The following is a 20612-nucleotide window of genomic DNA, read 5'->3' as shown; positions in this document are numbered from 1 at the left end:
CTTATTGTGAGTTTACTACTCTAAAATGTTTATGAATTAGATTACAATTGCTTTTTGTAAAATATACCCGCTTTTGGGAAATTTATTAATCTTTTTCGTTAACAAACTTTTTGAGATTGCTGAGAATCTGATCCCATCCGGTTTGATAGTTTTCTGAAGCAAATTCGGGGCCTGCATCGTGAAGGTTTTCGATACCTTCATGATGTAAACTAACAGTTGTTAGTCCTTCATTTTCCTGGAGTAACCAACTGACTGTTGTTACACCCTGACTAAAGGTGGGATGAGTCCAGGTATGAACTAATTTTTTATTAGGAATAATTTCAAGGATTGTACACTCATGTAAAAATTTATTTTTACCACCAGGCTCATAAAAATGAAATGTTATCCCCTTCTCTAGAGCAAAATCAGGAATGTCAAAATACCATTGCTTGAATTGATTCTTATCGGTCAGTACCGCCCAGATAATTGATGCTTTTTTTGGTATTACTATTGAAGATGTAATCATGATACCTTGGTGAAATATTTAAAAAAGTTGAAACAAAAGCTTATTTTAAGTTGTCTAAAATGTTAAGGTAAAAACGTATAATTTTGCCAATTTGTTTTTAGAAAAATCTAAAATTAGTGATTACGTCCATTGTTTGTACGCTTTTTTCGCCTTAATTATCATTAGGGTAACGAAACCCAAAACAGCAAATACTGCATAACCAATACCTATCTCAGTCTGTGTTTCTGGATTCACGAGACTCACGACAATATAACTTAATGCAGAAGTGACGAGGTAAGTTATACCACCTGCTAAGCCACCTGCAATTCCTGCAGATAAAGGAAAACGACCTAAGCAGTAACCGAAATAATTATTAAATATAAATCCTGCGGTAACGTGGATCAAGAAGGCGAATAGTGATAATGTAAAGAGATTTGTGATATACGGAGATATTATAATCATTAAAATAATGAAAGCAATTTGTAAATAATTAGCATATCTTAATTTTGGTAGTAGTGCTTTCTTGATTAGTGCACGACCGATAAACCCACCGGACATCCATGCAAGTCCCATTAATAATGAAGTGTATCCGGTCGTAATGGAGCTATAACCTAAATTGTGTTCAATGAAAAATGGTCCACTTAGATTGTAGAACATAACTAAACCATAGCTTATTCCACACATGAGCACTCCAAACGTAAAGTCTTTCGTTTGAAGCATGGTCTTAAATTCAGTGACTAAATATTCAAATTGAAGTGGATTTTTCTGACGGATTGTTTCACCGGAAAAAATGAGTTCTAATATGAAGAGCACAATGCTGTAAGCTGCTAATAACATAAAATTAGAGCGCCATCCAAATTGTGCCTGTAAATATCCGCCAATGAAAGGAGCAATAATTGGCGCTAATGACCAAACGATAGTGATGGCACTCAGGTATCGTTTTCGCTCTTCACCTTCGTACACATCAACGAAATAGGCGCGTTTTGATACTACAACAAAAGCGGATAGTATTCCTTGCAGTATGCGCATCATATAAATGACAATAATATTATCAGTTGTGGCTGTAATAAAAAAGCTGATTGTAAATAGAAAAAGAGAAATTAAGGTAATCCGATATCTTCCCCATGCATCAACAAGGGCACCGGCAAAGAATTGTGAAATACCATAACTAATTAAAAACAGGGATAAGGTGAGTTGAATCTTACTTTCTGCCAGTCCTAGCTCTGTTGCCATCTGTGGCATGGATGGTAGGTAAATGTCTGTTGCTAAGCCCGAAATTGGAACCAATGCGAATGCAATTAGTGTCGGAGCAAATGATTTTCGTGAATTTAAAGTATTTTCTTGCATGTGTATTGTTTATTGAAAACAAATGAGATAAACGTAAATAGGATTTCTTTAGCTAGCGAATGTTCTTGAGGATATCTGAAATGTCGCAAAAGTTACATATGACATATGTAACCTATTTTTTGAATGTACTCATGTGGCAAAGGTATAAAATTCAATAAAGATGAAAACTTGTTTTTTAATATTTACAGAACGTGGATGGTATATAATTTTACATTTTACATAATTCTTTGATTATATAATTTCCGAAAATAAATTTTGTTTTTTTTATTATAGTATTTGTAATGAGTTGGTTATGTTTTGTTCTTCATTTGCTGTCTTGCTGATGTTACATGATTTTTTTTATAATCTCATAACGGTTTAATGTTATTTTTACCGCTATGTTTTACATTTAAATGATGTTATTGAAATTGATGGAATGAAATCGTTTTCGTATTTTACTAGATTTTTTATTGTAGGTCGCACAATTTATTAATTATATTGGTCTGCAATTATAAATCAATCTTGCAGTTCTGAAATTGATTATGCCATTTATTTAATATTTGAAGATCGAAAATGTAGTCCCTGCAAAGGTTTTAATAAACATGCAGCAGTTTTTAATTTTTATAAATCCTATTGATTAATTTAAAAAAAGAAATTACTATTATGAGTATCGTGTCGTGTAAAAAAAGAATGTTGTTATTGTTAACGGGTATAAGTTTTTGTTCCTTATTATATGCTCAAAAACAACCTCCTAATATTATTTTTATATTGACGGATGATATGGGGTATTCGGATTTGGGATCTTATGGTAGTCCGAATATTCAAACACCTTTTTTAGATTCGATAGCGAGTAAAGGTGTACGGGCTACAAATTATGTCGTTTCCACTCCTTCATGTACGCCATCCCGTGCGTCGTTATTGACCGGACGTTATGCTTCTCGTTATAACTTGCCTCAACCGATCGGTCCTGGTTCGGAATTAGGTCTACCTGATGCTGAGGTAACGATCGCTGAAATGTTGAAGCAGAAGGGCTATCAAACAGCTTTGGTAGGAAAATGGCATCTTGGTGATAAAGCAGAATCGCTACCCAATGCACAAGGATTTGATTTCTTTTATGGTATGCTCTATAGTCATGATTACCGTGCACCTTATGTGAAAACAGATACTGTTATTAAACTTTTTAGAAATCGCAGTCCTGAAGTATTTGCTCCTGATGATTCGGATCTAAGTCAGCATTATCACCGTGAAGCACTTCATTTTATCAATAAGCAAAAAAAAGACAAACCTTTCTTTTTGTATTATGCACATAATTTCCCTCATCTTCCATTGGCATTTTCAAACAAGAAAAATCCTTATGCCAGTGCACAAAATGCAGGTCCTCTTGGGGCGGTCTTGTATGAGTTGGATCAGTATATTGCCCAATTATGGCACGCATTAGAGGCTAAAGGTCTGGATAAAAATACCATCTTGATGTTTTCTAGTGATAATGGACCTTGGATTGAGTATCCTGCTCGTATGTCAGATGACGGCGAGACGAAAAATTGGCATGTTGGAACTGCTGGTGTATTTAAAGGTTCGAAAGCGCTTACTTATGAAGGCGGTGCCCGAGTTCCTTTTATTGTTTTCGGAAAGGGAATTATCCCGGAAGGAAAAGTTATTCGCTCTTCTATCAGTAATTTAGATATTTTACCAACTATTGCTTCTTGGACGGGATCTTCTTTACCAGACAGAAAACTGGATGGACAATCAATACGTAATTTACTGGAAGGTAAAGAGACTGATTTAAACTATGTCCATAGACCAATTTTTTGGTTAATTATGGTAAACCAGAAGCTGTGAAAGTTGGTGATTGGAAATATCGTATTATTAAACAACGAACAAATTTAATTTCAGGGAAAACGGAGGAAACGGTAGAGGAATTGTTTAATATTGCCTGGGATCCGAGTGAAAGAACAAATTTGATTCATGAATATCCTGAAAAACTAACGGAACTAAAAAGGGTATTTAATTCTTTCGATGAAAAAGAATAGTTTTTCAGCAACTCAAGAGAACCTCCAATCAAATGATAAGGTCCATTTGATTGGAGGTTTAAATCCTTAAGATGTAAATTAGGCTATATCTTCAAAGTTGAAAGGGAGATCTTCCCCCATGATGTTCCTGTATTCGCTAGCAAAGTTTTGAAAACGTATGCGAGCTTCTTGGAGCATTTTTAAAGCAATCATTGCTTTAATTTCCATAAATAAGGCATTTTCATTGAGAGGGTCAAATAGAAAAATAACTTCAGCCAATGCTATGCTATCGTTATAGGCATGTTTCTCCATACTTTGATAGATTTCAGTGATTAAAAGAGGTGTTATATTTTTCTCTAGATCAGCCTTAGTTGAGTCGAAAATAGGTTGATTGGTACCCTGTAAGAACTTTCCCCTTCGTAATAGATGAATTAACTCATCTCTGTTTTCAGTATTGTTAATAGACGAAGTGAGTTTCATACATCTCGTATAGTCGCAATAGAAATCGGCATGTTATTCAATTTTAAAACGCCCTTTCTCATAGCGTAATTCTATCCCATCCAATTCACTTAATGCTTTTCTTAAATGGTTGATTGTAACGCCTCTTGAATTTTTGACTTTATCTTCAGATTTGTCTGGCCATACCAGATGACTTAATAATGCTGATGAAATCCCGACTTCACCTGCGTGGGTTAAAATCAAACAAAAAACTTGTTTCAGTCTTGTACTAAATAAATGGGATATATCTTTTTGATTGCGATCTAATACCGTAAATTCTCCAAATAAATAGATTGCATTGGCTCGTAAGTTATTTTTCCAGACAGCGGGTTCGTTATTACTTGGTTTTAATTTATCGATGGGTGCTAATTTTTTAGTCTTGACCAACAAATGTTCTTTATTGCTATCAGCTACATCTGCAGGCACTGGTAAGATCATGTGTCGCTCTAATTTTTTATTGATCCTTTTGAACATGATGTAAGCTCCTATTGCAACAGTTCCTCCGAATAATACAAAAATCAGATATTTAATTTTATTATTTTTTTTGGGATAATTGCTTAATTCTGTTTCTGAAATAGGAGGGGAGTTTAGGGAATAGATTTTTAATGTTGACTTAACATCATCATTTGACTCTTGTACTAAAGCGAGTAGACGTCCAAGTTGATGGTCATAATAAAGCTGTGCCCGTGTTGAAATCTTGTCCGAATAGATGGATACAGAATCACCTAATATTTCATAGCTTCCATCTTGGATTGAAAACCGATAAAGCTTGATTGCTGATCGGGTGAGATGCTCGGGATAACATAAGGCATAAAAGTGTGACTGATCTGGGAATACAATACCACGTGCAGGTACCACGTGCTTATCTTTCCATTGAATATCCCACATTTTTGTCACCTTTTTAGTATCTAAGTTAATTTTGTGTAGATCATAATAGTATTTTCTTCCAACAATGTGCTCTCCCGACTCATTTCCCATTCCTCCAAAAATATAAGCCGTACGGTTTTTTTCCATATAGCCGGCTGAAAGAAAATATCGAGGGAAGAGCTTATCTCCGGTAAAATCTTCAAGTTTTTGCCATTTGGTAGAATTAGCGGCATATTGATAGAATTTGTCACTATAGGACATGTTTCCATATCCTCCGAAGATGTAATATTGCTTTGCTTGTTGATCAAAAAAGAATCCATGGTGATGCAGTTCCTTTTGGACACGATCATAGCTTTCAATAGTCCATGTTAAGTTATCTAGATTAAGACTGGCGACGGTGGGGCCCTCATAGGGATAATTATGATACAATTCATAAACATAAAGCTTATTTGCTTTTACATCGAGAAAATTGGTTGCTTGGATCAGATTGACAGGGCATTTTTTTTGAAAAGCAACTTTCCGAGTGTCATTCGTTTTGATATTATGAATGAATATAGAATCGCGATTGAAATAATAGACTTCTTTTCTGCTTTCATTGTAATTAGAGCCTGCTTGAATCGACGAATTGTAGGTTTGTACTAATTGCCATTTGTAAGAATCATTGATCAACCATTCGGGATTGCTTACTAAACCATAGTTATTTCCTTCAAAATCATGAACGATATTACCTTCATTTTCCCTCAAGGGGAACACATATTTGTTATTTTTATTTCCAATGGATAGGTTTTTAATTCCCATATTTGGGACATCGATTAGGTAATCACTTTTTCCGAAAGTAATGATTGGAAAATAGGGGTTAGGGAGTTTAATTTTTTCGGATGCGAAAACTTTGTTTTTTATTTGAAGTTTAAAAATTCCTTGTGTCAGATTAAAGGTTAATTTAACCGGAAACCAGCTGTTGTTGTCTAATAACCGACGATCTATCTTAGCTATGATCAAACTACTTTTTCCTTCTTCATTTAGTCTGAAAATGCACTGATCTTTTTCTTCGTCATAAAACAGGTTATAGATGGTATTATTTTCCTTGTTTTGAACTCTAAGGATATTCCCCAGTGAGTTGGTGCCATAGATTGCAAGTTGAAAGTCAATATCAAATAGTCCTTCAAATGAAATTGTGTTTTCTCCAAAAACTTCATAAGAAGTACGTTTATCGATTGCGTGATGACCTCCGTTAAATTTAAGTCCTTGTGAAAAGGATAGCGTTGGCAGGAATAAGTAAATAGCAAAATATATATAATAGAATTTCATACAACGCAATCAAAAACTTAAATCAAGAAGCATGGACGCATCATTCCCTTTAAAAGGCGACCGAATAAACCTTCGTAGATGATTTAATGGTTAGTAACTAATTTTTCAACATCTTAATGCCTTAAAAGTATACAAAAAAATAATCAAATGAAATAAATACGTTGTTACATGTTTTCTGATTTTAACACGCTGTAGCATTAAAGTAAAACCGGGTTATTGTTTTATTTTTGCCTATTAACCCCTTTTTAACCCTAAAATTAATCGATTCCACTTATCTTGTTCCAGAATTTAATGCCCTAATCATGGGCAAAATTCTGACTAATTATAAACCAGATTCTTCTTATGAAATTTTTAAGAAAGCTACAAAGCATTTTTATTCATGCTATTCCACTATTACTGTTTGTACAGTTTTGTTTTTTAACGCCTACCCATGCCACGATTCGAAATGGCAGGGATGGCAAGAATGTTTTAGACCTACAAAATCAGAATTTACTGCGTTCCATTCAGCTTGTTGATAAATCCATTGCCACCTATTTTTCAGGTGATGAGATGACCATGGCTAGATTTTACAACCCGGATACCAAAGAACTATCTTCTGAAAGGGGGAGTGTTTGGATGTATACAGCTTCGATAGAAGCTGTTAATGCAATTTTAACAAGTCTTAAACTTCAAAAGGAAAATGGCAATGTATTATTGTTTAATCAATATTACAAGCGTTATGTCGATTTGTTGAAAAAACTATTTGATAATGCTGATTATTATCTAGGTACTTTTAAGTTGACGTCATTTACACAAGAAAAAGAGTGGGCAGTCTATGCTGTAGACCGTGTTCGAGAAAAGGGGAAAGCGAATGTTACTGGGATACTGAATGTTTACGATGACCAAATGTGGCTTGTCCGTGAATTATTAGACGCCTATCACCTAACGAATGATCGAGTCTTTTTAGAAAAGGCTGAGTATTTGACGGCCTATGTTCTTGACGGTTGGGATAGTACACTAGATGATAGAAATAAAGAGCATGGCGGTATTCCCTGGGGCCCAGGTTATGTGACCAAGCATGCTTGTAGCAACGGTCCAATGGTTAGCCCCTTGGTATGGCTACACGAAATCTATAAGCATAAATCTGATCAGATCGAGCATCGCTATGTCGATCCAAAAGACAAAAAAACACGTCGTTCTAAAATGTTAAATAAAGGTGATTATTATCTAAGTTTTGCAAAAAAAGTCTACGATTGGCAAAAACGTTACCTTTTAAACAACCAAGGTGTGTATTCAGATATGATGGGAGATTGCTTTCCGGATTGTACTATCGCATATGAGAATGTAAATGGAACGAGATACCGTGCAAATACACGCTTGAAAACTGCTGTAGGTCCTTCGTTTTCCTATAATAGCGGAACGATGATTTCTGGAGCAGCAGATCTGTATCGTGTAACAAAATCAAAAAAATATAGGGAAGATGCACAGTCATTATCTCATGCTAGTTTCGAGTATTTTGCAAAATTGGGAAAGCAGATTCCGGCATATTACACTTACGAATCCTCCGGATTCAACAATTGGTTTAACGGTATCCTACTACGGGGATTCTTTAATATTTATCCTAATTATAGAAAAGTAGGAAGTTACATGGAGTCTTTTCAAAAGAATCTTGATTATGGATATGACCATTTCTTGAAGGATGGGTTTTTACCAACAGATTTATTAAAGGGATGGGACACCGATCAAAATAAAAATAATCTGGAAGGTATGTTCATGTTTACATATGCTGCGCAATATGCTATTTTATCGCAATACGAATTAGACAAATCGAAATAAACCTAAATAGCAGGTTGTGATTTTAGTCAAAAATTAAAGATTGATTTTAAAGACCTGATGTATTTAGCATGGGGTCTTTTAGTTATTTTAGGAGTGTAGTTTTTGTTGTTCTAAAAATTCAGAAGGGCTTACTCCAAATTGTTTTTGAAAGTTCCGTGAAAAATGCGTGGCCGAGCTATAGCCTAGTAAGTTGGATATTTCATAGATTTTGAATTTTCGTTGTGCTAGTAATTCTGCGGCTTTTCGCAGCCGGGTCAGGTTAATCAATTCATTAGGAGATAGGCTTGAAACAACATTAATTTTTCGATAGAGTGTTGGTCGGCTCATACACAAAATATCAGCCATACGGTCAACATTGAATTTCGGATCATCTAAATGATTCTGAATAATTTCATCCACTTTTTGAAGAAATTCTTGATCGCTTTGATTTTGCCCAATGCTCTGTATCTGTGATAAAGGGTTACTAACAAAAAAAGCTTTTACTTTTAATCTGTTTTTTAGAAGACTGGCAATTTGTGCTCTTAAAAATGCCGGTGAAAATGGTTTTTCAATATAAGCATCAGCGCCAAATTCTAAGCCTTGGATTTTAGATTCAATACTATTTTTCGCCGTAAGTAAAATTACCGGAATATGGGAGGATGCCATATTTTCTTTAATATGTTGGCATAATTCGTAGCCATCCATTTCCGGCATCATGACATCGCTAATAATTAAATCAAAATTATCCGATTCCATCAATTTCAATGCTTCTATACCATTGTTGCAGGTTTGAACATGATATTCTTCACAGAGATCATCTGCAATAAATTCAAGTAATTCTTGATGATCGTCGATTAAGAGGATATTGGCTTTTGCATTTTTCATGATGATAGTGAGCTTTGATTTAGAGGAAGTATGAGTTTAAATACGTTGAAGGAGGATTCGTCTATTTCATATATTAATGTCCCTTGATGTTTTAAGGTCAATGATCTAGTTAGGGCTAAACCTAATCCACTACCTGAAATACTTTTGCTTCTTTTTAAGCGATTAAAAGGTTCAAAAATATTTTGCTGTTCTGTTGGCGGAATTATTGCCCCGTCGTTCTTTATGATCAATACACATGTTTTTGTGTTTTCATCAGTTTTTAATGTTATTTCTATTCGATGATCAGCATATTTTAATGCATTATTAAGCAGATTATAACAGATTTTTTCGAAAGCGTCCAGATCTATTAAAGCGATAATACTCTGACTGATATCTAGTGTTAAAACACGATTTTGAGCAATTAAGGTTATGGCAAAATTATTGATAATTTCTTGTAAAATATGGCTTATGTTATGCGGAGCAAAGTTTAATTTAAACCCTTCGGCCTCTACCTTTCTGAAATCCAGTAATTGATTGCTTAATTCAATAAGTTTATTGGTATTGTTTTCCATCGTTAGCAGTAATTTATCTACAGCCGGACTGCGTTCGACTCTATCCATCAATTTTTCTAAAGGGGCCTTTATTAATGTTAACGGAGTTCGGATTTCATGAGCAACATCAGTATAAAAATTGATTTTTGAACGGTATAAATCTTGATCTCTTAAGTTTTGGATTGTTAAGATATGTTGACGATTCCGCTGTTTTATTGCTTCATTAAAATGATGAATTATAAATGCGATAAGCCCGATAATAATAAATCCATAGATAAGATATGCAGGAAGACTTGCCCATATTGGCGGTAATACTTCTATTTTCAAGGTCTTGATTTGTGGAATCGCAGTGCCATTTGGATCTTCAGCTTTAATTATGAATGTGTAATTTCCTGGCGACAGTTTGGTAAAGTATGCGCGGGGGATACCATTGATAGGGTTCCATTTTTCATCTATTCCTAACATTTTATAACTATAGCGTACAGAATGAGGAGCTTGGTAATGTAATGCTGCAAAATCTAAGCTAAATGAGGATTCATCGTGCTTAAGTTTAATACTTTCGGTAAAGAGAATTGATTTTTTGAGAATGGTTGATTCATCAGTTTGACTTACTTCTCGATTATTGACAGTTAAATCTGTAATAAAAATAGGTGTTTTTGCATTGTATTTGATTTGATTTAATTGTTCGGGCTTAAATCGGATCAAACCATTGATAGTCCCAAAGTAGAAATTATTGTTGTTATCATCAAAGGAAGAGTTGTAATTGAACTGTAATGTTGGTAAACCCGATTCCATATTGAATGTCCGTATTTTGTGGTTGACGGGGTTATACCTAACAAGACCTTTGGAAGTAGCCACCCAGATATTATTTTCTTTGTCTTCTAAAAATGAGAGAATAACGTTGCTGGGCATTCCGTCTTTTATACTTATAGAGCTAAAGCTGTTATTTTCAAATTCTTTTTTTACCATTCCTCCTTCAGTTGCAATCCACAATCTTTTTTTTGAATCTTCAAATAAACTGTTAATTCGATTATTGGGTAGCGCATGTTGATCATGTGTCTGCTGCTTATAATGTTTAAAATAATTGGTCTCTGGATTGTAACAAATTAAACCATCACGCCACGTACCTATCCACAAATTACCCCGGAAGTCCTCTAATATACAGGTGTAAAAAATATAAGCCGGTACATTTTTTATTAAGAAAAATTGTTTGGTATCCAAATTAAAGCGGTACAATCCTCGTGTAGAAGCAGCTAAAATTTCACCTTTTTTTGTTTGATAGAGGTGGAATATGAAATTACTTTCAAGTTCCGAATTATGATAACTATTTCTATCTAAATGTTGTGTCACCTGTAAACGTTTTAAATCGAATATATCGAGTCCATTTACAAAAGCACCGACTAGTAATTTGTCTTTAATGGCTAGTAATCCATGAATATTATTATTAGCTAATGAGCTATTTTGACTCGTAAAACTTTGGATCTTATTGGTTGAGAGGTTCCATTTTGATATTCCGCCGTTCTCGGTACCCATCCAAATATTACCTTCTTTGTCTTTTTTAATGGCCCTTACAACCGATCCTTGTAGGTTTGTTGGTTGGTCGCCCGGTAAAATTTTTTCGATGATGCTGTTATGTGCATGATAGTAATTTAGTCCACCAAAATAAGTACCTAACCAGATGCCCTGATCTTTGTCTTGTAATATGTTGTAAATTGCATCGTCGGAAATACCCCATTTATTATGATTCTCCTTACGTAAATGGAGAAAACTTTTAGTGGCGATTTGATAAACAAACAAGCCAGATTCTGTTGCAAACCAATATTCATGGTCATTCGGTTGAAGAATATCCCTTACATATAAAAATTGTTTCAACTGTTTTTGACCAAGAATGGAAGTAAGTGTTCCAGTGCTCTTTTCGTAGGAGAACACACCCGCTTTGGAAGTCCCAATTAGGAGTTGTCCCTGCTTTGTTTCTACTATTTTTTCAATGCTATACCAATCTTTTTTTTCAAATGATTTTGTGAAATCAAGAAATGGAGTAATCTGATACTTTTCGTTAACGAGGTAAATAATACCCTCTGGAGTTCCAAAATAGAGTTTTCCGGATTTTGTGCTGCATAGTGATGTGATGTACAGATTTGATTTTGTAAGTTGTCTTGTTACTTTATTTGTAAGGTTGTGCAGGTAAAGCATTCCATTGGATATAAACCATAGGTTGTGCTTTCCATCTGTCGTAATAACAGGAACTTCTGTGCTTCTAAATTTCTCATCTAATATTTCAAAATTTTCATGAATGGGATCATAAGAGTAGATCCCTTGATCTGTACCGATCCACATTTTTTTTTGATAGTCTTCTTTTAAAGATATAATAGAATTACTTCCTAAACTTCGATGATCTTCTTTACTTGTAAAGTGTTTGAAAGAATTTCCATCAAAGCGATTCAATCCATCTTTGGTACCAAACCATAGAAATCCGTAGCTATCTTGCATACTGCAGATAACTGCGTTGTTAGAAAGTCCTTCATTTATTTGATAATGGTTAAAATAATAAGGTTGTGCATGGATATGAGCAGAAAATAAAAGATAAGCAAAATAAAGAAGCAACAATTTAATTTTTATCATGTCTAATTGGTAATTGATACAAAAGAGCAGTATTATGAAACAATTCTGCTAATCAATATTTTCTAAATTTAGGATTTTAGTACTTGTAAGGTTGAAGATAAAAAATTAAAAAGTAAATCGTAACTTTTAAGTTCAATTATTTCATTTATCTGTCAACTAAATCGCTTAAGTTGATCAATATGATCAAAATTATGAACCTTTATAAGGGACCTAAAATAAATTAAAAATGAAAAGAAAAATGGAGTGTATGGGTATTGTTAGTATCCTTGTCGTTGGATTAGGATGTCAGCAAAAGAATGTCACAGAAAATAAGGATCAATCTGGAATGATTTCCTATATGGATAGCGCTGCATTTGCTGCTAAAATAAATGATCATGATGTCCAGTTATTTGAATTGAAAAATAAACGGGGTGTGCATGCATACTTTACAAATTTTGGTGCACGCATAGTTGGTTTGTGGGTTCCGGATAAACAAGGTAATTTAAGGGATGTGGTTTTGGGATTTACAAAAGCTACCGATTACAACAACCCGGCAGAGCCCTATTTTGGAACGATTGTCGGTCCTTTTGGAAACCGTATAGCAAAGGGAATGTTTCAACTTGATGGACAAACTTACCAACTACCTATTAATAATGGTGTCAATACACTACACGGTGGGTTTAATGGCGTTCATTTTGCCAATTGGACCTTGAAAATGAAGAGCGATTCATCGATTACATTTGCATATACCTTGCCAGATAGAGCTGAAGGTTTTCCAGGAAATATTGCGATGGAAGTTACATATGATTTAAATGACCAAAATGAACTAACAATTGGATATGAGGCGCAATCGGATAAAAAAACGGTTGTAAATCTAACAAATCATGCTTATTTTAATTTAAACGGAGAAGGTAGTGGTTCAATATTGAATCACCAGCTTCAGTTATTTGCCGATGAATTCACGCCTGTTGATAGTACATTGATTCCAACTGGAAAACTTGAGAAAGTAGGCGGATCAGCTTTTGATTTCACGACCGCTAAGGCAATTGGTAAAGATATTGATGCTAATGATCGTCAACTGTCTTATGGTAAGGGATATGATCATAATTTTGTCTTAAATAAACAAAGAGAAGGTGATTGGTATAAAGCTGCTCATATTGTGGGTGATCAATCCGGAATAGTCCTGGATATCTTGACGCAGGAACCGGGGATTCAATTTTACAGTGGTAATTTTATGAGTGAAAAGGTCCAATTGAAAAATGGTAAAAAAGACTCTTTTAGAACTGCATTTTGTTTAGAACCACAACATTATCCAGATTCCCCTAATCAACCGAATTTTCCAACAACCGTATTAGTTCCTGGTCAGATCTATAAAACTAAATCACTATATCGATTCTCAGTTCTGTAATTGTTATTTTCATATTATCCAAACATAATCAAGCCCATTTCTTATTTAGGTAATGGGCTTTTCTTTAATAATAATTTAGAATCCTTTGCTAAGCTTAATTAAATGATACAAATGCGCACATTTTTGAGAAAATTAGCAAGTTAAAGTAGCTTGTTAAATCATAAATTTGAGTAACCAGTAATTAAGCATAAGGACCTAATAATCATTCAATAATTATTTCGAGGAATTATGGTTTAATCTTAGAAAATATGATCGTTTTGGGGTTAAAAGAGAATGATACTGATCACAGCATTTTAGGTTCGTGTGGAAAATATTGAGATTACAAAATAAGAATTGAATTGATTTTGATGGGAGCCTAAGTTCATGGTTTGTAGTCGTCCCATCTTTAAATATAGTGATATAGATATTAATGATTATACGTTTTTTTATTATGAAGAGAACTTTATTGTTTGCAGGTTTATTAATGACCATACAGATGAACTTTGCTCAAGATTGGAAGCCCGCAGGTTCGCATATTTTAACTTCTTGGGGGGAACAAGTAAATGTTGAAAAGCCACATCCAGAATATCCGAGACCACAGCTCGTCCGATCGAACAATTGGCAAAATTTGAATGGACTTTGGAAATATGCCATTACACCTGTCGATGCTCAGGCTATTCCAACCCAATGGGAAGGTAATATTTTGGTACCATTTGCTGTTGAATCATCTTTGTCTGGCGTAGGGAAAGAAGTGGGAAAAGATAAAGCGTTGTGGTATAGTAATAGCATTACTTTAGATAAAGCAGTTCAAAAAAATAAGATTTTACTTCATTTCGGTGCCGTAGATTGGCAATGTGATGTATTTATCAATAACCAACTGGTCGGTAGGCACGAAGGGGGATTCGATCCCTTTACGATGGATATCTCAAAATTTCTTAAAAAGGGATCGAAGCAGGATATTGCTATTCGGGTATGGGATCCTACCGATGATGGGCCACAGCCACGCGGTAAACAAGTAAAGCATCCTAATGGAATCTGGTATACACCTGTGACAGGTATATGGCAAACAGTTTGGCTAGAGAGCGTTTCTCAAAGTCATATTGTAAGTACTAAGCAAACTCCGCAATTGGATGAGGGAAGCTTAACCTTTGAAGCTTTGGTATCCGGAGGTCAGCCTGGCGATCAGATCAAGGTGAAAGCTGTGGATGGCAGTCGTATTCTGCAGGAGCAATTAGGTGAGCCAAATGTGGCTTTTAAGATTGCTGTTCCAAATGCAGAGGAGTGGTCTCCTTCTAATCCTAAATTGTACGATCTGGAAATTCAATTGTTACGTAAGGGTAAAGTAATTGATCAGGCTAAAAGTTATTTTGCGATGCGTAAGATATCGATGCAGCAAGATAAAGATGGTATTCAACGATTAATGCTTAATAATAAGTTTACATTTCAGTATGGTCCATTGGATCAAGGCTGGTGGCCCGATGGTCTGCATACAGCTCCTTCAGATGAAGCGTTGAAATTTGATGTGATCAAAACTAAGGAAATGGGTTTCAACATGATCAGGAAACATATTAAGGTTGAACCTGCACGTTGGTACCGTCATTGCGATAGTATCGGTATGTTAGTTTGGCAAGATATGCCAAGCGGTGATCTTGGTGGAAATAATTGGGATATGCAACCCGGAAAAATTTCAGGAGGTGACCGTGACAAGACGCGTTCGGCAATATCAGAACAGTATTATCGTAAAGAATGGAAGGCGATAATGGAAGTTTTGCATAATTTCCCAAGCATCGTCATCTGGGTGCCTTTCAATGAGGCTTGGGGACAGTTTAAAACTAAGGAAATTACAGAATGGACAATTGCAAATGATCCATCTCGTTTAGTGAACAGTGCCAGTGGAGGGAATTTCATGGAAACTGGACATATTCTTGACATTCATAATTATCCAGATGCTGCTATGCCTGATCCTTCTTTATTTGGTGCAAATCAGGTTTTAGCATTAGGTGAATTTGGAGGTTTAGGCTTACCGGTCGAGGGGCATTCTTGGCAACAAAAAGACAACTGGGGTTATCAAAGTTTTAAAAATAAAACGGAGTTATTGGATCGTTATAAAAGACTTATTCATGATCTAAACCGTTTGATTCCAATGGGATTATCAGCGGCAGTTTATACGCAAACCACAGATGTGGAAGTTGAAACAAATGGACTAATGACCTACGATCGAAAAGTAATAAAAATGCCTGAAAGTGAACTGAAGGCAATTCACAAACCTTTATTTGAGTTTTTAATTAAACGTTAGCGTGTATTAGGTTGCTCTACTTTTGTGCAAGTGGAGTAACCTGATTCATGAAGATAATAAATTGAAAATTTATTTAAGTAATCCATCAATATATTCATAATGAAATTAAAATATGTCGCTATAGCTGTTCTGTTGTGTCAATCGCTTTTTTCGTCGGCGCAACATAATCCAGTCAAAAATAATTTGCGCGCACCTGCTTTTCCTCTAGTCACCATTGACCCCAATACCAGTGCGTGGTCGTATAGTGATGAACTTTATGGTGATGTTGTGCGGCATTGGACCGGAAAAACTTTTCCGTTGCTTGGCGTCATAAAAGTAGATGGTAAAGCTTATCGTTTTTTAGGTAAAGAGGAAATAGAATTAGAACCTATCGCACGAATGGGAGAAGATGATCACTGGAAAGCGCCATACACAGAGAAGGAACCTTCTGCCGGATGGAATACCTTGGCATTTGATGATGCGAACTGGAAAACAGGGATTGCGCCATTTGGTACAAAAGATAAAGAATCTCATGCGAAAACAGATTGGCAAGAGCCTAAGATATGGGTTAGAAGGATTATCAACTTAGAAAAAGATTTAGCGGGACAGTCTGTTTATATTGAATTTACCCATGATGATGATGCAATTTTATATGTTAATGGAATAGAAGTCGTTAATACCGGAAATAGAACCGGTAAAAATAATCGCGTCAAACTCTCAGATGAAGTTGTTAAAACCCTTCGGAAAGGGAAAAATATCATTGGAGGTTACTGCCACAACAGAGTTGCAAATGGCTTTTTTGATTTTGGCTTATTTTTAGAAAGAGAGGGGAGTAATCATTTTGATCAGGAAGCAAAGCAAGAAAGCGTTGATGTGCAAGCAACACAAACTCATTATGTTTTTGACTGTGGGCCGGTAAAAGTGAAAGTAAGTTTTACTGCTCCTATGTTTTTGGATAATTTGGATTTACTGACACGACCTGTCAATTATTTATCTTATCAAGTTGAATCAAAAGATGGTAAAAAACATCAAATCGAATTCTATCTTGAAGCATCTCCAAACTGGGCATTAAATTCGCCATTACAAGAATCTGAAAGTAGTGAATTTAAAAATGGATCCTTACAATACGTAAAAACAGGAAGTAAGAATCAACAGATACTGGGTAATAAAGGTGATGACTTGCGTATTGATTGGGGATATTTTTATATGGCTGGAGATCAAAAAAATACCAAAGCCATGATTGGTGATAGCCATGATTTAAGGAAACAATTCTTAAAATCAAATCACGTTATTCAAAGCTCTGTTTCAGGGAAGCAACTGGCCCTGCGTCAGTCATTCTCCGTAACGTCCAAATATAGTGATAAGATACTTTTAGGTTACGACGATTTATATGCGATTCAGTATTTTAACGAAAACTTACGTCCTTATTGGAATAGAGATGGCCAAAGTACCATTGAAAAGCAATTTGATTTAGCAAATAAAGAATATAGCAAATTAATAAAAGCCTCAGATCAATTTGATGCCCAATTGATGCAAAGCGCGATCAAGGCTGGTGGTAAAGAATATGCAGCATTATGCGTACTTGCGTATCGTCAAGCGATAGCTGCACATAAATTGGTAAATGCACCAAATGGTGATTTACTTTTGTTATCGAAGGAAAATGATAGCAATGGATCTATTGGCACCGTCGATATTACTTATCCCTCAGCACCATTATTTCTATACTATAATCCTGAACTGGCAAAAGGTCTTATGAATTTTATTTTCTATTACAGTGAAAGCAATAAGTGGACAAAACCTTTTGCGGCACATGACGTGGGTACCTATCCGATAGCAAATGGGCAAACCTATGGCGGAGATATGCCAGTAGAAGAGTCTGGCAATATGTTAATATTAACTTATGCTATTGCTAAAGCAGAAGGCAATGCTGCTTATGCAAAGAAACATTGGAAAGTCTTATCTACCTGGGTAGATTATTTGGTAGAGAAAGGACTTGATCCAGAAAATCAGTTATGTACAGATGACTTTGCAGGGCATTTTGCTCATAATGCCAACTTATCGATTAAAGCGATTTTAGGAATTGCTTCTTATGGTTATTTAGCGGAGATGATGAGTGATCAGCAAACCGCTGATAAGTATCTCAATCAAGCAAAATCAATGGCTAAGAAATGGAAGACAATGGCACAAGACGGTGATCATTATAAACTTACCTTTGATCAATCTGGTACGTGGAGTCAAAAATACAACATGGTCTGGGACAAAATATTAAAAATGAAAATTTTTGATGAAGATATTCGTACAACTGAGATCAAATACTATCTCACAAAGCAGAACATTTATGGTCTTCCATTGGATAACCGTCAACAGTATACAAAAACTGATTGGATTTCTTGGACTGCAACAATGGCCGATGACAAAGAAACCTTTGAAAAATTCATTAGCCCAGTATATCGTTTTATGAATGAGACAGTAGATCGTGTACCCATGTCAGATTGGATCTATACAGATAAACCTAAACGCTCAGGTTTTAAAGCTAGATCTGTAGTAGGTGGTTATTTTATCAAAATGCTGGCAGAAAAAATGGAAAAAGTAAAGTAGATTTAGATAGGTTGGTTTGTAGGGCCTTGTGTATACCTGTATGCAACAAGGCCCTTTTTTTAATGCAGGCTCAACCTACGGACATATTATTCATTTATCATGTATCAATTAAATGTAACCGGTCGTTTTTTAGTACTTATATGTACTGTTTATTTTTCGATTTCGTGTAGTAGTTTAGGATTGCGGAAGAGCAATCTGACCGGTGGCAGTGATGCTACTACTGGATCTAACACATATTTGAATCCAGTATTTGAGCCCATACTTGCGGATCCAACAGTACTTAAAGATCCGAAGTCAGCCTATTTCTATGCGTATGGTACTGCTGATAATTGGGGAGATGAACACGGAGAACGTCTCGTATCTATATTACAATCTAAAGACCTTGTTCTTTGGAAATGGATAGGGACAGCCTTTCAGCAGAAGCCATCATGGAAAATGGCTGGAGGAATCTGGGCACCTGATGTTATCAAGCTAAAGAACAAATATTTGCTGTACTATGCATTTTCCACTTGGGGAGATTCCAATCCAGGAATAGGTGTCGCGGTTGCAGATCAACCTATTGGTCCATTTTTAGATCAAGGTAAATTATTCGATAGTCAAGAAATTCAAGTTCCCAATTCTATAGATCCCCATTTCTTCTCCGATAAAGGCATTAATTATCTGTTCTGGGGAAGTTTTAGTGATGCTGATACGCAAGGTACATATGGAATACCGTTGACAGATAATGGATTAGCTATTTCCAGTTTACAGAAAAAGTTTAAAGTGGCCGCAGGAGATTTTGAAGCTGTTATGATTCATAAACGTAGAGGGTATTATTATTTATTTGGTTCAAAGGGTTCTTGCTGTGAAGGAGCCAAGAGTACTTATCATATTATGGTGGGGCGTGCAAAAGTATTGCAAGGCCCATATTTTGATAGAGAGGGGCGAGATTTGAAAATGAGGGGTGCTGGCACGCTGTTGCTAGAGGGTAATGACAACTTTGTAGGTACAGGGCATAATTCTCGTATCATGACCGATGAGAATGGCATTGATTGGATGCTGTATCATGGAATAAACCCTAAGCAAGGCCGTGTATCTTCAGGAGGTAACAGACGCGTTCTGCTCTTAGATCAAATTAAATGGGTCGCCGACTGGCCTATAGTGGAAAATAATACCAGTAGCCATTTAGCTAAGGAAGCACCATTTTTTAGAGCAGTACAATAGTCGACAGCACTATCTAAATTTTTAATCTATAGAGTTCGTAATACTAGCACTTAACAATCACTAGCTGTTAAGCTCCTTTCATATCTAGTTTTTTGTCTCGTTATATTCACTTGAAGATCAGTTGAGTTAATTTTAAAATTAATAATTACACTTTTTGGTAAAATTTGATAAATTCAATTTTACTGAAGTAATGAGTTGTTTTGACCAGGTGATGGATGCAGATTAAGACGAACTCGCAATTGATAAATCTACCCATTTTGTTTCGTACATACTCACAATTTCAACTGCTCTTTTGAGACCGTTAAAGAGCGGTTTTGTGTTTATCTGATGTATATATTCTCATGTACGAGAAGCTATTCTTTACTGTCTTTTATAGAAATCTTTTTTGTGTAAAAATCGATAAACTTACTTCCTTTGGATGGTCTTTATTCATTTATTCTTTTTTTTAACCAAGTTTTTATCCTCGGAAATCTTGTTTGAAAATATATTTAACATGTCGTTTTGTTTATTTATGATACTAATTAGCAGACTGTTGAGATGAATTGGTAGTGTCATGTTTTTTGTATTGATTAATTTTGATTAATCAATTATAGCATTAAACCTTCTAATATAATTAGAGACTTTATTTGAAACCACATGTATTCTGAGGTTAGGGAAATAGCGATTTTTATAAAATTATAGCTACTATTTTTTTGACCATTATCATATAGTTCTATACTGGTATAGCAGTTATAAATGTCTTCACCTGGTTTTTTAAAAGATCTAAATTACAAGAAGTAAATTAAAAATGTAGCAGTTTATATATCGTTAAAAAGTGGAGACCGTATTGAGGTCCTTTTTTTAATTT

General features: G+C 35.1%; 13 protein-coding genes. 7 read left to right on the top strand and 6 right to left on the bottom strand.

Annotation, left to right across the window (positions count from 1 at the left end):
* Positions 1-85: 85 nt before the first annotated feature.
* Together JAZ75_RS01470 and JAZ75_RS01465 are read right to left on the bottom strand one after the other, a co-directional pair.
* The gene (locus JAZ75_RS01470; protein WP_208699862.1) at positions 86-505 is read right to left on the bottom strand and encodes an SRPBCC domain-containing protein; all 420 of its coding nucleotides are present in this window, start codon (positions 503-505) and stop codon (positions 86-88) included.
* 120 nt (positions 506-625) lie between these two features.
* The gene (locus JAZ75_RS01465) at positions 626-1831 is read right to left on the bottom strand and encodes an MFS transporter (RefSeq protein WP_132770164.1); all 1206 of its coding nucleotides are present in this window, start codon (positions 1829-1831) and stop codon (positions 626-628) included.
* 669 nt (positions 1832-2500) lie between these two features.
* On the opposite strand from JAZ75_RS01465, the gene JAZ75_RS01460 reads away from it, so the two are divergent.
* Together JAZ75_RS01460 and JAZ75_RS25925 are read left to right on the top strand one after the other, a co-directional pair.
* Positions 2501-3649 carry a sulfatase-like hydrolase/transferase gene (locus JAZ75_RS01460; RefSeq protein ID WP_232789329.1) on the top strand — a complete coding sequence of 383 codons (1149 nt, stop codon included), beginning with the start codon at positions 2501-2503 and terminating at the stop codon, positions 3647-3649.
* Positions 3646-3840 carry a hypothetical protein gene (locus JAZ75_RS25925; protein WP_232789328.1) on the top strand — a complete coding sequence of 65 codons (195 nt, stop codon included), beginning with the start codon at positions 3646-3648 and terminating at the stop codon, positions 3838-3840. Before JAZ75_RS01460 ends, JAZ75_RS25925 begins: the two co-directional genes overlap by 4 nt.
* A 78-nt stretch (positions 3841-3918) precedes the next feature.
* Here JAZ75_RS25925 and JAZ75_RS01455 read toward each other — a convergent pair whose 3' ends face one another.
* Both JAZ75_RS01455 and JAZ75_RS01450 read right to left on the bottom strand, forming a co-directional pair.
* Positions 3919-4299 (bottom strand): hypothetical protein, encoded by a 381-nt coding sequence (locus JAZ75_RS01455; RefSeq protein ID WP_208699860.1) that lies wholly within the window; start codon positions 4297-4299, stop codon positions 3919-3921.
* 33 nt (positions 4300-4332) lie between these two features.
* Positions 4333-6492: a hypothetical protein gene (locus JAZ75_RS01450; RefSeq protein ID WP_208699858.1), complete on the bottom strand. Its 2160-nt coding sequence runs from the start codon at positions 6490-6492 to the stop codon at positions 4333-4335.
* Between the two features lie 342 nt (positions 6493-6834).
* Between JAZ75_RS01450 and JAZ75_RS01445 the strand changes: the two genes are divergently transcribed.
* Positions 6835-8307: a glycoside hydrolase family 76 protein gene (locus tag JAZ75_RS01445; RefSeq protein ID WP_208699856.1), complete on the top strand. Its 1473-nt coding sequence runs from the start codon at positions 6835-6837 to the stop codon at positions 8305-8307.
* Positions 8308-8394: 87 nt separating this feature from the next.
* Here the strand turns inward: JAZ75_RS01445 and JAZ75_RS01440 are convergent, their stop codons facing one another.
* Together JAZ75_RS01440 and JAZ75_RS01435 are read right to left on the bottom strand one after the other, a co-directional pair.
* Positions 8395-9171 carry a response regulator gene (locus tag JAZ75_RS01440; protein ID WP_206368480.1) on the bottom strand — a complete coding sequence of 259 codons (777 nt, stop codon included), beginning with the start codon at positions 9169-9171 and terminating at the stop codon, positions 8395-8397.
* The gene (locus tag JAZ75_RS01435; protein ID WP_208699854.1) at positions 9168-12323 is read right to left on the bottom strand and encodes a two-component regulator propeller domain-containing protein; all 3156 of its coding nucleotides are present in this window, start codon (positions 12321-12323) and stop codon (positions 9168-9170) included. The genes JAZ75_RS01440 and JAZ75_RS01435 overlap by 4 nt, the downstream gene beginning before the upstream one ends.
* A gap of 226 nt (positions 12324-12549) precedes the next feature.
* Between JAZ75_RS01435 and JAZ75_RS01430 the strand changes: the two genes are divergently transcribed.
* From JAZ75_RS01430 to JAZ75_RS01415, 4 genes are all read left to right on the top strand, one after another.
* Positions 12550-13710: an aldose epimerase family protein gene (locus JAZ75_RS01430; protein ID WP_208699852.1), complete on the top strand. Its 1161-nt coding sequence runs from the start codon at positions 12550-12552 to the stop codon at positions 13708-13710.
* A gap of 430 nt (positions 13711-14140) precedes the next feature.
* Complete coding sequence (locus JAZ75_RS01425; RefSeq protein WP_132770150.1) at positions 14141-15985, top strand: glycoside hydrolase family 2 protein; 1845 nt, start codon at positions 14141-14143, stop codon at positions 15983-15985.
* Positions 15986-16084: 99 nt separating this feature from the next.
* Positions 16085-18562, top strand: a complete 2478-nt coding sequence (locus JAZ75_RS01420; RefSeq protein WP_208699850.1) for a glutaminase family protein — start codon at positions 16085-16087, stop codon at positions 18560-18562.
* 99 nt (positions 18563-18661) lie between these two features.
* On the top strand, positions 18662-19765 hold the full coding sequence (locus JAZ75_RS01415) for a family 43 glycosylhydrolase (protein ID WP_208699848.1): 1104 nt from the start codon (positions 18662-18664) through the stop codon (positions 19763-19765).
* Positions 19766-20612 lie beyond the last annotated feature (847 nt).

The sequence above is a fragment of the Sphingobacterium sp. UDSM-2020 genome (assembly GCF_016132525.1).
GTDB lineage: Bacteria > Bacteroidota > Bacteroidia > Sphingobacteriales > Sphingobacteriaceae > Sphingobacterium > Sphingobacterium anhuiense.
Note: the sequence above shows the minus strand (reverse complement) of the source record. Positions and strands in the feature narration are given on the sequence as shown.

Excerpts from the sequence above, each read along its gene's own strand:
- JAZ75_RS01470 (WP_208699862.1), bottom strand. The coding sequence starts at position 505 with ATGATTACATCTTCAATAGTAATACCAAAAAAAGCATCAATTATCTGG.
- JAZ75_RS01450 (WP_208699858.1), bottom strand. The coding sequence starts at position 6,492 with ATGAAATTCTATTATATATATTTTGCTATTTACTTATTCCTGCCAACG.
- JAZ75_RS01440 (WP_206368480.1), bottom strand. The coding sequence starts at position 9,171 with ATGAAAAATGCAAAAGCCAATATCCTCTTAATCGACGATCATCAAGAA.
- JAZ75_RS01460 (WP_232789329.1), top strand. The coding sequence starts at position 2,501 with ATGTTGTTATTGTTAACGGGTATAAGTTTTTGTTCCTTATTATATGCT.
- JAZ75_RS01445 (WP_208699856.1), top strand. The coding sequence starts at position 6,835 with ATGAAATTTTTAAGAAAGCTACAAAGCATTTTTATTCATGCTATTCCA.
- JAZ75_RS01425 (WP_132770150.1), top strand. The coding sequence starts at position 14,141 with ATGAAGAGAACTTTATTGTTTGCAGGTTTATTAATGACCATACAGATG.
- JAZ75_RS01430 (WP_208699852.1), top strand. The coding sequence starts at position 12,550 with ATGAAAAGAAAAATGGAGTGTATGGGTATTGTTAGTATCCTTGTCGTT.
- JAZ75_RS01465 (WP_132770164.1), bottom strand. The coding sequence starts at position 1,831 with ATGCAAGAAAATACTTTAAATTCACGAAAATCATTTGCTCCGACACTA.
- JAZ75_RS01455 (WP_208699860.1), bottom strand. The coding sequence starts at position 4,299 with ATGAAACTCACTTCGTCTATTAACAATACTGAAAACAGAGATGAGTTA.
- JAZ75_RS01420 (WP_208699850.1), top strand. The coding sequence starts at position 16,085 with ATGAAATTAAAATATGTCGCTATAGCTGTTCTGTTGTGTCAATCGCTT.
- JAZ75_RS01435 (WP_208699854.1), bottom strand. The coding sequence starts at position 12,323 with ATGATAAAAATTAAATTGTTGCTTCTTTATTTTGCTTATCTTTTATTT.
- JAZ75_RS01415 (WP_208699848.1), top strand. The coding sequence starts at position 18,662 with ATGTATCAATTAAATGTAACCGGTCGTTTTTTAGTACTTATATGTACT.